At 67.4% G+C, this 14,082-nt stretch carries 8 protein-coding genes; 3 read left to right on the forward strand and 5 right to left on the reverse strand.

Going from position 1 to position 14,082, the window contains the following annotated elements; translation table 11 throughout:
* Together udp and KA248_13150 are read left to right on the forward strand one after the other, a co-directional pair.
* The coding region (udp, locus tag KA248_13145) for a uridine phosphorylase (protein MBP7830851.1) at nt 1-744 on the forward strand (744 nt) is incomplete at its 5' end.
* Between the two features lie 11 nt (nt 745-755).
* On the forward strand, nt 756-1,184 hold the full coding sequence (locus tag KA248_13150; GenBank protein ID MBP7830852.1) for a cytidine deaminase: 429 nt from the start codon (nt 756-758) through the stop codon (nt 1,182-1,184).
* A 61-nt stretch (nt 1,185-1,245) separates the two neighbouring features.
* Here the strand turns inward: KA248_13150 and KA248_13155 are convergent, their stop codons facing one another.
* The 5 genes from KA248_13155 to KA248_13175 all read right to left on the reverse strand — a co-directional run bounded on the left by KA248_13155 (nt 1,246) and on the right by KA248_13175 (nt 7,620).
* Nucleotides 1,246-2,685 (reverse strand): terpene cyclase/mutase family protein, encoded by a 1,440-nt coding sequence (locus tag KA248_13155; GenBank protein MBP7830853.1) that lies wholly within the window; start codon nt 2,683-2,685, stop codon nt 1,246-1,248.
* Nucleotides 2,686-2,796: 111 nt separating this feature from the next.
* Nucleotides 2,797-3,444: a hypothetical protein gene (locus tag KA248_13160; GenBank protein ID MBP7830854.1), complete on the reverse strand. Its 648-nt coding sequence runs from the start codon at nt 3,442-3,444 to the stop codon at nt 2,797-2,799.
* 89 nt (nt 3,445-3,533) lie between these two features.
* Entirely contained in the window at nt 3,534-4,748 is a 1,215-nt protein-coding gene (locus tag KA248_13165) for an amidohydrolase family protein (protein MBP7830855.1), read from the reverse strand.
* Nucleotides 4,749-4,780: 32 nt separating this feature from the next.
* Nucleotides 4,781-5,266: a (2Fe-2S)-binding protein gene (locus tag KA248_13170; GenBank protein MBP7830856.1), complete on the reverse strand. Its 486-nt coding sequence runs from the start codon at nt 5,264-5,266 to the stop codon at nt 4,781-4,783.
* A gap of 17 nt (nt 5,267-5,283) precedes the next feature.
* Entirely contained in the window at nt 5,284-7,620 is a 2,337-nt protein-coding gene (locus KA248_13175) for a xanthine dehydrogenase family protein molybdopterin-binding subunit (GenBank protein MBP7830857.1), read from the reverse strand.
* Between the two features lie 214 nt (nt 7,621-7,834).
* Here KA248_13175 and KA248_13180 point away from each other — a divergent pair, with 214 nt between their 5' ends.
* Nucleotides 7,835-13,939, forward strand: coding sequence for a fibronectin type III domain-containing protein (locus KA248_13180; protein ID MBP7830858.1), 6,105 nt, complete (start codon nt 7,835-7,837; stop codon nt 13,937-13,939).
* Nucleotides 13,940-14,082 lie beyond the last annotated feature (143 nt).

Below are 14,082 nucleotides of genomic sequence, written 5' to 3' on the forward strand. Positions count from 1 at the left end.
GTCCAGTACCACATCAACATGAAGCCCGGCGACATCGGGCGCTATGTCCTGCTGCCTGGCGACCCGGGCCGCGTGCCGAAGATCGCCTCGTTCTTCGACGACGCGAAGGAAGTCACCTTCAACCGAGAGTACCGCACGTACACGGGCACGGTCGACGGGATCAAGGTCTCGTGCACGTCGACGGGCATCGGCTGCCCCTCGACCGCGATTGCCATCGAGGAACTCGTCAAGATCGGCGCGGACACGTTCATCCGGATCGGCACCGCCGGCGCGCTGCAGCCCGAGATCAAGCTGGGCGACCTGTGCATCACCACGGCCTCCGTGCGCGAGGAAGGCACCACGCGCCAGTACGTGCCGTTGAGCTACCCCGCCGTCGCGAACTTGGACGTCACCGTCGCGCTGCGCGAGGCGGCGAAAAAGCTCGGGTACCGCCACCACTGCGGCATCGGGCACTGCAAGGACGCGTTCTTCATCGAGGGCGACGAGGGCCTGCCGCTGGCCGCCGAGAACAAGAACAAGTGGGATGCCTGGTACAAGTCCAACGTGCTGTCCACGTCGATGGAAGCGGCCGCGCTCTTCGTGGTCTCGTCCATCCGCCGCGTGCGCGCGGGCGAGGTGCTGGCGATCATCGGGCTGACCTACGAGGACAAGCCCATCGTCGCCAAGGTCGGCATCGAGGACGCGATCAAGACCGCCATCGAGGCCGTGAAGATCCTGGCCCGGCAGGACGGGGTCGCGAAGTGAAGCAGTGCTCGCTGGCGCAGCTTCCCGAGCCGGAGCGGCGGCTGGTCCTCGAGGCCGTCGCCGCCCGCCGGAAGGCCTACGCCCCCTACTCCAACTACAAGGTCGGCGCGGCGCTGCTGGACGAAAAGGGCGTGATCCACTCCAGTTGCAACGTCGAGGGCGCGGATTACACGCTGACCACGCACGCGGAGATGGGCGCGATCAACGCCATGGTGCGGTCCGGCGTGCTCCGCCTGAAGATGATGGCCGTCGCGGTCCAGGGCGGGATCGGCTGGGGCATGCCGTGCGGGCTGTGCCGGCAGAAGATCCGCGAATTCGCCGCCGGAACGGATGTCCCGGTGCTGGGGATCAAGCTGGACGAGAAGGAGGAGATCTTCGAGATCTGGGCCTCCACCCTCGAGGAACTGCTGCCCTACTCGTTCGGGCCGGAACACTTGTAGCTCCGGCGCTCCGCCGCCGGAGTTGCACGAGATGTCTCTTTCCGCCGACGGAGCGGCGGAACTACAGTATCTCCACCCCGATATCGTTTTTTGCCGCCTGCGTCACCGGCTCCGCCGCGACCTGCTTGTACGTCGGCAGCACCCGGTAGTACACCTGCAGCGAAAGCGCGGCGAGGGTCGTGCTGTAGACGGGGCCCAGGTGCGCCTCGCTGCCCGCGCCGCCGCGCGCGCCGGCGGGCGAGGTCCAGCTCCCGTCCTCGTTCTGGTGTCGTACCAGGGTCTTCGAAAACTGACCGTTCCACCGCGCCCAGGCCATTCCGCCCTCGTGAAAGTGGGTTTGCGTCAGGTAGTACCAGGCGTACATCGGCCACTCGCCCGGCTCCTCCCAGTCGCAGGCGGCAGCCCCCATGGCCCGGAAGGCGGAATCCACGGCGCCGGATTTTCCCCGGCCCAGCAGTTGCAGGCACAGCGACGCGATCGCGGTGATCGAGTCGGTCTTGTGCGAGGTGCGATCCGTGTAATAGAACCGGCCGGTCTCCGGATCGCGGGCCGCGAGAAGATCACTCGTTGCGCGATCCAGGGCTTCCGCCAGGCCCGGTGTCTCCGCCCCCGCGATCCGGGCGGCCTTCAGGGCCTGGATCTGCCAGCCGGCGACCGACGTGTCGCGGCGGCCCGCCTTGGCATAGCGGTAATCCCAGCCGCCGCCCGGCTGCTGCCCGGCGACAATCACGCCGACGGCCTTTTCCATCGCCGGGCGCATGTCCGGGATACGCGTCATGCCGTACGCCTCGCTGACCGCGTACGTCGCGATGGCATGCACGTAGGGCGCGGCCTGCCCGTCGCTGCTGTGGAACTGCCCGGCCTCGTTCTGCTGTGTCATCAGGAAGCGCATCGCCTTCCCCACGGTCTCCCCGTAGGCGTCCGAGGACAGCGTCTCGCCGTGCGCGAGGAACGTCAACAGGCCCAGGCCGGTCATCGCGGGCTTGTTGGGGCCCCAGGACCCGTCCGGCGCCTGGTTCTTTTTCAGCCATTCCAGCGCCTTCACGACGGAAGGCTCCGAGGAGCCCCCGCCCGCGTAGCTGGCGATGCCGTTCAGCCGGCCGTCGCCGCTTCGCCCCGCATACATCTTCGGAATGATCAGCAGGCTGGGCACGTCGTCCAGGATCGCGAGGGTTCCCGGGTCCTGCGGCCGGCTCATCCAGTCTTCGGCCTTGAAATCAGGCGGTGGCTCCGCGGAAGGCTCGTCAGGTTGCGCGGGCATGTCGACGGGCGTGGCAGGCAAATCATCCCAAGGCGTATCGTCGGGCGGCTCGGGATCATCCGGGGGCGGAGGCGTGACCGGCAGGTAGGTCACGGCGAATTCCTCGACCTCGCGCGGCGGTTCGCCCACGACGAGCTTGAACAGGAGAAGGACGACCAGGACATGCAGGAGCATGGACCCCGTCGGTCCCCAGACGTGGCTGATGATTCTCCGAACACGCTGCCAAGTTCGATGGTTCATACCGTGGCCCTCCGAACTCGCCTACGACGGCGGGGGACACGCGGTTGACGCCATTCGGTGGCACGGGCGTCCCGCCCGTGTTTCCCGGCCGGGACGGCCGGGCCACTTACTCTAATCCATCGAATCCAGGCGCTGTTTGATGAACGCCCGGACGGCGGGCAGCTTGGCGTTGACGTACTGCCGGATCTTCGCGGACGGGCGGATGCGGTTGAAGGCGAAAAGGCACGAGGGCTGGAGCGCCACCGGGGGCAACCCCTCCTCCGCCGCCATCCGGTGCACGTCCGCGTCCAGGGCCTCGTACAGCGGATGGACGTACCGGACCCCGAACGACCGGGCGAGGCGCCCGGCGGGCGTCATGTACTCGCCGGTCTGTTCCGGGTAATAGATCTGCTCGCGCCGGAACCCGTCCGCCAATTCGCGCAGCCCGCGTTCGCGGCACAGCAGGAGGGCCTCGGCCAGCATCGCGAGCTTGCACCCGCAGCAGACCAGCGTCCCGTATTTCTTCACGTCGGGCTCCAGCGATTGGATCGCCAACCGGTGGAACAGGTCCTTGACGTCCCGCTGCTCCCAGTGAACGAGCGCGCCGAACTTCTCGCGGAGCAGGCCGGCCCGGTACCGGGCCATGTCCATCATGCTCTCGGCGCCGTTGTAGCAGGTCAGCAGCGCCACCGGCCGTTTCCGGCGCAGGTAGTGGATCGCGACGGCCATGCTGTCCGCGCCGCCGGAGAAGAGGAGGGCTGCCCCGGGCTTCTTCTTCATACCAAACCGTTTCACGTCCATACGGGCTCGCGTAGCTCGCCCCTCCACGCCGAAAGGTGGCACGTGGAGGGCGGAGCTCTGCGAGGCCGTCAGGCCGGCAGGTCCTTGACGTTCACCAGCTTGCCGTGGCTGATCACGTGCAGCGGCTCGCGGTGGTACCAGAGCGCCTCGTATACGGTCGGGGCGTCGAGCACGACCAGGTGCGCGGGCGCGCCTTCCTTGACCGCGAAGTTCTTCACATTGATCGCCTTCGCCGGCGCCGTGGTGATCATGTCGTAGATCGTCTCCATCTCCGGGAACGTGGTCATCCACAGCAGGTGCACGTTCAGGAACGCGACCTCGAGCATGCTGTTCTGGCCGAAGGGATAGTACGCGTCCGCGATGTCGTCCTGGCCGAGGCACACCAGGTTGCCCTCCGCCAGCAGCTCCTTGACCCGGGCGTGGAGCGGGCCCGTGTGCGGGTCGCTGACGACGCCCATGCCGGCCTTGCGGAGCAGCGCGGCGACCTTGCGGAAGTACGGCTCGGGGTACATGCACATCGCCCGCGCGTGGTGCGCCAGGGAGCGGCCGGTCCGGCCGGTCTCGATGGTCTTGAGGGCCAGCATCTCCAGCGTCCGCAGCCCCGGGTCGCCCGCGTCGTCCACGAGCATCGAGAGGTCCGCGTCGTAGGCCTGGGCGATCTTGGCCATCTCGTCCACGTGCTTCTGCGAGTCCGCGTTCGTGTACTCGATCCACGGGATGCCGCCGACGACGTCCGCGCCGAGGTCCATCGCCTGCCGGATCAGGTCCACCGTGCCGGGCTCGCGGACGACGCCGTCCTGCGGGAAGGCGACCACCTGGACGTCCACGATGCCCTTGAACATATCGCGGGCCTTGATCAGGGACTTCACGCCGATCAGCTTGGCCTTCGAATCCACGTCCGCGAACGCGCGGATGTGCGTGTTGCCGTTGCGGGCGGCGTGCGCGAGGGCCCGGAGGACGTTCGGGACGATCCACTTCTCGTCATACTTGTCCTTCACGCGCGCGGCCAGCTCGATGGCCGTCATTGCCGCGCCCATGCTTTCGCCGTGGTAGGCGGAGAGCGCCTTGGTGTCCTGCAGGGCCAGCGTGTAAACCTTGCACAGGTGCAGGTGGGTGTTCACGTAAGACTCGGTCACCAGCCGCCCGCCGGCATCGATGACCTTGCCCGCCCGGCCCGCGATCTTCGCGGCGATCTTCGCGATCACGCCCTTCTCGATCGCGATGTCCACCAGCCCCTTCTTCCCCCGCAACTGCGCCTTCCGGATAATCAGCTCGTATGCCATGGCCAGGTTCCTCCCTTTCCTTGTGTTGTTGCTTAAGCTTTTGCCGCTTTCTTCAGGTACTCCCGCGCCAGTCGGGCGCCCTCGAAGATGGCCTCGTAGCCCGTGCAGCGGCAGAGATGGATCTCGAGGGCGTCGAGGATCTCGTCGTCCGTGGCGTCCGGCTTCTTGCTGAACAGCGCGTAGAGCCGCAGGACGATGCCGGGCGTGCAGTAGCCGCACTGCACCGCGCCGGCGTCCACCAGCGCCTGCTGGATCGGGTGCAGCTGGCCCACGCCGCCCGAGAGGCCCTCGATGGTGACGACGTGCCCGTCCTTGTACTTGGCCAGGCCGGTGATGCAGCTCTGCACGGCCTCGCCGTTGAGCACCACGGTGCACGCGCCGCAGCTCGCGTCGTCGCAGCCGCGCTTGGCGCCGGTCAGGTCGAGCTTGTCGCGCAGCACGTCGATCAGCCGCTCCCAGCCCTCGACGTCCACGGTCCGCGGCACGCCGTTGACGGTCAGGTTGATTTTTTCAGCCATGGTCGTTCTCCCGTGGTTCAGGCTTTCCCGCCGGCGGCCTTGGCCTCCAGCGCCTTCTTAACCTTGTCCGGCGTGACCGGCAGCTCGGTGAACTCCACGCCGATCGCGTCCTGGATCGCGTTCAGGATGCAGGGCGCGACGCCGACGAGCGGGTGCTCGCCGATGCCGCGCGCGCCGAACGGCCCGACCACCGCCGGGGTCTCGACGCATACCACCGTCTGCTTCGCCGGCCGGTCCTTGATGGTCGGGAACCTGTAGCGGCCGAAGAACGGGTTCAGGCACTTGCCGTCCTTGTCGAACTTCAGCTCCTCGTGCAGCGTCGAGCCGATCGCGATCATCACGCCGCCGACGATCTGCCCGCGGATCTGTTTCGGCTGGATCACGCGCCCGACGTCGAAGGACGAGGCGAAGTGATCGATGAGCACCTTGCCCGTCGCCTTCTCGATCCGGAGGTCGCAGGCCTGCGCACCGAACGTGTACTCCACGCCCGCGCTGCCCTGCCCGGTCTCGGGATCGAGCCCCGAGTAGCGCGGCAGCCGGCAGTCCGCCGTCGTCTGGACCACTTCGCCGATCGTGATGCCGTCGCCGGTGATGTAGCCGTGGATCAGCCGGGGCACCTCGACGCGGATGCCGGGATCGGACTTGAGGAAGACGAACTCGCCGTCGTAGTCCAGCATGTCCTCGTCGCACTTCAGCACCTGGCCGGCGGTCCGCTTGAGCACGGCGATCGCCTTTTCCGCCGCGCGGACGACCGCGCGCCCGCCCTGCGTGGTGAACATCGAGCCGATGGTCTGCCACTCCCACGGCGAGAACTGCGTGTCGATCTCCGTGTAGACCCGGATGCGCTCGGGCGGGATCTTCAGCGCCTCGGCGGCGACCAACCGGACGACGTTGCGCAGGCCCTGCCCCACCTCGGCGCCGCCCATGTTGATGCAGACGCTGCCGTCCGGGTTCATCTTGAGGTAGCAGCCCTTGGAGGAGAACGGCGCGCCCTTGGGCGACTTCATCACCGCGACGAACCCGCGGCCGTAGTAGAACTGCTCGTCCTCCTTCGGCTTGGGCTTCTCGAACACGGCCTTCTTGACGTGCTCCACGCAGGCGCGGACGTCGCCGTTGGTCTTCCACAGCTTCTCGCCCAGCGAGGTGGTCTTGCCCTCGCCGAGGTAGTTCTTCTCGCGCAGCGCGAACGGCGACATCTTGAGCTTGCGCGCGAGCATGTCCATCAGGCGCTCGACGCCGAACTGGCCCTCCTGGTGGCCGTAGCCGCGGAACGCGCCGATCGGCGGCGTGTTGGTGTAGGTCAGGAAGGACTCCATGAAGCAGTTCGGGAACTCGTACGGGCCGGTGCAGTTGTGCGTCGCGCCGATGCAGACGTGGATGCCCGTGTCCGCGTAGGCGCCGGTGGAGTGGTAGAGCGTCGCCTGGATCGCCGTCAGGGTCCCGTCCTTCTTCGCGCCCAGCTTCATTTTGGTCCGGATGCCGTGGCCCATCAGTGTGCTGATGAGGTCCTCCTTGCGCGTGGCGACCCACTTGACCGGCCGGCCCGGCACGAAGCTGGCGATGAAGGCGATGGTTTGTTCGACCGTGATGTCCGACTTGTAGCCGAAGCACCCGCCCAGCTCGGGGATGTGCACGCGCACCTCGGAGATCGGCCGGTTGTAGACCCGCGCGACCTCGTCGCGGATGACGAACGGGCAGATGGACGACGACCAGATCTCGATCAGGCCGTCCTCGTGGAACCACGCGATCGCCCCGTGCGGCTCGATGGCAGAACACGACCCGAAGGGGTAGTTGAACTCGCCCTCGACCGTGACCTCGGCGTCGGCGAAGCCCTGCTTCACGTCGCCCTTCACGAGCTTGTAATAGTTCGCGATGTTCGTCCCGGCCTTCGGACCGAGGCCCGGCAGGTGCCAGAAGTCGCCGCTGTCGGGATGGATCAGCACGGCGTCGGGCTTCAGCGCGTCGCGGGCGTCCACGTAGACCGGGAGCGGTTCGTAGACGGGCTTGATCTTCTTCACCGCCTCGCGGGCGTGGTGGGCGCTGTCCGCGATGACGGCCGCGACGGCCTCGCCGATGTGTCGGACGCGGTCGCCGGCCATCGGGGTGAAGTCGCGGATGTTGTCGCCGTAGCGGTAGTTCTGCCCCTGGGCCGTGACCACCTTGACCACGCCCGGGCACTGCTCGGCCTCGGACGTGTCGATGGACACGATCTTCGCGTGGGCGACCGTCGGCCGCAGGATGGCGCAGTGCAGCATCCCGGGGAGCTTGAGGTCGGCCAGGAACTTGGCCTTGCCGGTGATCTTGGCCGTGGCGTCCGGCCTCAAGATGTCCTTGCCGATATATTTGAACTCCATGGAGTTCCTCCTCATTTTGCGTGGGCGATATTTTACCCCTTTGGGCCGGCGATGTGTATCGAAATTTATCGCCACCCGTCCCCGGCTTTAGCTTTGTACAAGATGCCCATTTATGGGTAAACATGTACTGAACAGGCAGGGAAAGGGGGCGGCCTTCCGGTAAAGAAAGGCCGCGCGGGTCTGCCCCCCCCGCCCAGGTCTTCGAGGTGCAGCCATGAACCTTGTCAGCCGCCATGTCCGGGTCGCCGGGACCATGATCCTCTTGTCGCTGCCGTGGACGTTCAAGGTGCGGGGCTCGACGGCCCCGCTGGCCAGGGAAGACGAGAGCGTCAGCGGGACGGTGACCGATCCCGTGGAACAGGACTTCTCGGAAAGAGCGCCGGGGAGCCCGCGCGAGATCACCGAAACGGCTCCGCCCCGCGTTCCGCCCGAGTCCATTCACCAGGCGGAAGCCGAGTACTACCGGCAGTTCGACGCCCGGACGGAAGCGGATTGGAACGACGTGCAGCGCACGTTGAGTGTCGAGCCGGCCCCTGCGCGCACGCCGACCGCGCGCACGGGCGCCTCGCAGCCCGGACCTTACACGCTCCAGAAGGAAGTCTTCGGCTGGTTCCCGTACTGGGAGGGATCGGACTACACCAATTTCACCTTTTCCCTGCTCTCCACCATCGCGTACTTCGACTACGAGGTCAACGCGGGCACCGGCTACGCGGTGACGATGAACAGCTGGTCGAACACACCGCTCGTTTACTGGGCGCATTCCAACAGCGTGGATGTGGTCCTCTGCGCCACGCTGATGAGCAACCACGCGGCCTTTTTCGGCAGCGCGGCGGCCCAGAGCAACCTGATCAACGAGCTGGTCCGCGTCGTCCAACTGCGCAGCGCCGACGGGGTGAACATCGACTTCGAGGCCATCGCGTCCGGCTACGCCGAAGAACTGACCCGCTTCATGAGCAACCTGACCGTCCGCATGCACAACGACGTGCCCGGGTCCCAGGTCTCCATCTGCCTGCCCGCGGTGGACTGGAGCAGCAACTTCGACGTCGCCGAGTACGAGGGGTTTCTCGACAAGTGCATCATCATGGGCTACGACTACTCGTGGAGCACGGACACGCAGGCCGGCCCGGTCGCGCCGCTGACGGGAAGCGCCATTTTCAGCTCGTGGTGCGTTCAGAAATCCGTCAGCAACTACCTCAACCTCGGCCTCTCCCCCGGCAAGCTGCTTCTCGGCTGCCCCTACTACGGGTTCGACTGGCCGACCGTTTCCTACGCCCTCCATGCCGACACAACCGGCTCGGGCACCTCGCGGAGCTATCCCTCCGCGGAATCCTACGCCGACATGTACGGCTACAACTGGGACACCAACTCGCTGACGCCCTACGTGCTGTACGGCACCTACCGGCAGCTCTGGTACGACGACACGAACAGCCTCGGACTCAAGTACGACTTCGCGAACTTCAAGGACCTCGCCGGCATCGGCATCTGGTCGCTCGGCAAGGACGACGGCACCTCCGATCTGTGGGACCTGCTGGCCGTGAAATTCGCGGGCGAGGCGGACTGGCAAAGCCAGAACCCGGGCACGACGGCCTCGTTCTACGGCGTGGACGCCCTGACCGGCCAGTGGGCCGCCGTGGGCGCAGGCGGGGCGATCTCCACCTCCGCCGACGACGGGCTGAACTGGACCTCCCGCGTCTCCGGCACCGGCAGCCTGCTGCTGAACGTCGTCGGGGGCGGCGGCCTGTGGGTCGCCGTCGGGGACACGGGCACGGTGGTGACCTCGTCCGGCGGGTCCACCTGGACGACGCGCTCGACGCCGACCAACGCCATGCTGCGCGGGGTCGCCTACGGTAACGGCGCGTACGTGGCGGCCGGCGCCGGCGGCGTCATCCTGCGCTCGACGGACGGCTCGACCTGGACGACGCAGGCCTCGGGAACGACGAACACGATCCAGGGCGTGAACTACGTCGGGAGCCTGTTCGTCGCCACCGGCGAAAACAGCGTCCTGCTGACCTCGGCCGACGGCATCGCCTGGACCGCGCGCACGTCGAACGCGGGGGGCTGGCTGCTGGACGCGGCCTACGGCAACGGCGCCTACGTGGCCGTGGGCATCGGGTCGCGCGTCGTCACGTCGCCGGACGGCACAACGTGGACCCGCCAGACCAACGGCCTCCCGTCGGCCAGCGCAAACCTCTACCGCGTGGCCTTCGGCAGCGGGCAGTTCGTCGCCGTCGGCCAGGGCGGCGTCATCTGGGGCTCGACGAACGGGGCGGATTGGACCGCCGAAAACTCCGGCACGACCAACTTCCTGCGCGGCGTCGCGTTCAGCAACGGCCTCTTCATGGCCTCGGGCTACAACGGGACGATCCTGACCAAGGGGGCGGGCGCGCCGTCCGTCGAGATCGAGACGCCGGGCGCCACCGTGCCCAACGACACGTCCAGCCAGACCGTCACCGGCGCGGCCAATGCCTACGTCGTGGGCACGATGCGCTGGACCAACAGCCTGGGCGGGAGCGGGACCTTCGCCGCGGCGGCCGGCTGGTCGTTCGCCGCCTCGCTCTCGGTCGGGACCAATCTCCTCACGGTCACCGGCACGAACGCGGCGGGCGCGTCCGCCGGCGACACCGTGACCTTCATCCGGGCGGCGGCGGCGGGCGGCGGCGGCTCGGGTTCGGAATCCACCGCCGCGGCGCAGCCGGGCGGCGCGTTGAGCGATGTGATCGTCTACACCAGCGCCGGGCACGGGTTCGCGTACAGCACGACCTACGGGTGGATCACGGGCCGGGGCCTGGACAACCAGGTGGTCGAGGATATCGGCAACATTGACCAGCTCAACTACTTCGCCGACTACTGCTTCAAGGCCGGGGCCACGGTGGTCCCCTTCCGGCCGCTGGGCAACCAGACCAACGAGGTGGTGCTGGATAACACCAACTCCGCCCGCGTCACGTTCGGCGGGACCTGGAACGACAGCACGTCGACGGTCTACTACGGCGACGCCGGCGCCACGCCGTACCGGTATGCCTACATCCACGCCACCGCGACCACGGCCTGGGCGATCTACCGGCCGAACCTCCCCGCCTCCGGATTCTACCCGGTCTACACGTGGGCCCGCAGCGGTTCGGACCGCGTGAAGCAGTTGTACCGGGTCTATCACTCCGGCGGCGTGACGGACGTGCGCGTCAACCACCGCCGCGTCGGCCTGGGCTGGGTCTGGCTGGGCACCTACTACTTCGACGCCGGGACCAACCATAGCGTGAACATCTCGAACTACGCGCCGGACGGCTACCTGTCCACGGACGTCGTCATCGCCGACGCCATCCGGTTCGGCAACGGCATGGGCGACGTGGACCGAGGCGCCGGCGTTTCGGGCCTGGAACGCGAACTGGAAGCCTCCCGCTACTGGGTGCAGCGAATGGTCGGCCAGGACATGTCCTCCACGCTGTACGACCTGGCGGGCTACGACGACAACAGCGACAACGTCGGCGCGCCCAACCGCATGGCGGCCGAGATGAACCGCGAGGCCGACGGCGGGTATTTCGACCGCATCTACCTCGGGTTCCACTCCAACGCCGGCTCGGGGGCCGGCCGCGGCCCGATGGGCCTGTACGACACGCGCTTCTCGGCGCCGTTCAGCGGCATGCAGCAGGTCTATGCCACGAAGGTCGCCGTGGAACTGACCAACGACCTCGGGTACGGCCAGGGCGGGGTCTGGTTCCCGGACTTGTACACCAACAACTCCGCGAACCTGTACGGGGACATGTACGGGGAGATCTTCGGCGCCATCGTCTCCAACGAGATGAGCTCGACGATCATCGAGGTGGCCTTCCACGACAACCTCTATGATACCTACCTGCTCCGCTGCCCCTCCGCGCGGCGCGTGATGGCCATGGCCTCCTACCAGGCCATCGTCAAGTACTTGAGCGCCAGCAATCCCGCCATCGCCTCCGTCCTGCTGCCCGATCCGCCGACCCACGTCAGCGCGGCCAACAGCGGCGAGGGCGCGGTGACGCTGACCTGGCAGGCCCCGGTGACGAACAAGGCGGGCGGCTCGGCGGCCACCGGCTATATCGTCTACCGCTCGACCAACGGCTTCGGGTTCGGCAATCCCGTCACGGTGTCCGGCGCGGCCACGCTGTCGGCCACGCTGACCAACATGACCGCGGGACAGCTCTGCTACTTCCAGGTGTGCGCGACCAACGCGGGCGGCGAGTCGCTGGCGTCCAAGACCGTCGGCGTGCGCGTGTCGCCGGCGGGCTACGCCACGCACCTGGTCGTCAACGGGTTCGAACGCAACGAGCGGCGCCTGACCCCCACGCGGTACTACGCGTACAACATCGGCGGCGACGTCGCGCGCGTGATCCAGCGCACGATCAACTCCCAGGACTACGTCATCCAGCATGGGTCCGCCATCGCCGCCGGGGGCCGCTACTTCGACTCGTGCGACAATGACGCCGTCGCCGGCGGGGACATCGCCCTCTCCGACTACTTCGCCGCCTACTGGATCCTCGGCCGCGAGTCCACCGCCGACGAAACCTTCTCCACGGCGGAGCAAACCCTGGTCACCGCGTTCCTGAACGCAAGCAACCGGCTGTTCGTTTCCGGTACGGAGCTGGGCTGGGACCTGCAGCAATACGGGGCCGCCTCGGACAAGGCCTTCTGCTCCAACTATCTCAAGACCGCTTACGTGGCGGACGACGCGGGCACCAACGTCGCGGCCGCGCGCGCCAGCGGCGTGTTCGGCGGGCTCGCGAACCTGGTGTTTGACTACACGGGCACCGGCCCCGTCTACCGGGCCTCCTACCCGGACACGCTGGCCGCGGCCGGCTCGCCCGCCTCGACGGCCGCGCTGGTTTACGGAACCTCCGCGGGCGGCGCCAGCGCGGCGGCACTGTCCTTCAGCAACCAGTACCGCCTCGTCATCATGGGCTTCCCGTTCGAAACCATCCTGGACGCCTCCCTCCGCACCAACCTGATGAAGCGCACGCTGACGTTCTTCGGCGACGCGCCCGCGGACAGCCCGGTGCTGGACATCACGAGCGGCAACGCCACGGTGGCCTACGCCACGGCCTCGGCCACGGTCAGCGGGACGAACAACCCCGCCGTCGTCGGCGAGCTGACCTGGACCAATACGCTCACCGGGAGCACGGGCGCGGCCGCCGCCGCCCCCTCGTGGAGCATCGCCGGCATCTCCCTGGCGGTCGGGACCAACGTCATCACCGTCCGCGGGACCAACCTGTTCGGGCAGGCCGGCTCCGACTCCGTCTCCATCGTCCGCGAACCGGCCGCGGGCGGCGGGAGTTTCGTCTTCGAAGATGACTTCGAGGATGGCGACCTCGCCGGCTGGACCGAGGGCACGCCGGGCCACTGGACCAACACTACGTCCGGCGCGATCACGGGCGCCCGCTCGCTGAAGCACAACCTCTCCGGCGTCGAGTCCACGAGCTACATCTACGCACAACCTGTCTACTCGCTGTCCGGAACACAGACGGTCTGGCAGTTTAACCTGAAGAACGGCAACTGGGATCCGTCCGCCGACAACCGTTTCTGGGTCTACCTCGCCGCCAACGAGGCCGATCTCGGCGGGGCCACCGTGGACGGCTACGCGGTGGGCATAAACCTGACGGGCTCCTCGGACACCGTGACCCTGTGGCGCGTCGCCAACGGCGCCGCCGCCTCGGCCCTTGTCCAAGCCTCCCTGGATTGGAACACCTACACCACCGGCGGCATCCGGGTTTCCCGCTCGGCTTCCGGCCTCTGGGAACTCCTGGTCGACGCCGATGGCGGGTTCGACAACCTGGTCTCCGCCGGCACGGGTACGGACACGACGTACTCGGACACGACCTGCTTCGGCCTGTACTTCGACTTCACGTCCACCCGCGCCGGGTACCTGTGGATGGACGATGTCCGCATCTGGCAGACGAACAGCGTGGGCGAGGATGCCGACGGGGACGGCATGGCCGACTGGTGGGAGAACCTGCACTTCACCAACGGCGTCGCCGCCCTGCCGGGTGACGACGCGGACGGGGACGGCGCGCCCAACTACAACGAATTCATCGCCTTCACCGTCCCGACCAACCGCACTTCGGTCTTCGAACTGACGAGCCCCTCCAATGCCGCGGGCGGCGTGTTCTACTTCACCTGGCCCAGCGCGACGGACCGGGTGTACACCGTGCGCATCGCCACCAACCTGCTCAACTCGTTCACGGACTGGTCCAACAACATCGCGGCCACGCCGCCCGCCAACATCTTCCGCGATGCCGTCCACACGAATGAGCAGCGCCTGTTCTACAACGTCAACGTGGACTATCCCGGCGCGCCCTGACGTTCCCGGAAAATAGCTGTCGCGGTGCGATCAAAGTTTCCGGCTGTGCGGTCAAAGTTTCCGTTTTGAGGGGGGGGTACTGGCGGGCCAGAGCAGTTCATGGTTAGATGAGAGGGTGTGAAGCAGGATAGGGCTCTGCGGGA

The sequence above is a fragment of the Kiritimatiellia bacterium genome (genome assembly GCA_018001225.1).
GTDB lineage: Bacteria > Verrucomicrobiota > Kiritimatiellia > CAIQIC01 > JAGNIJ01 > JAGNIJ01.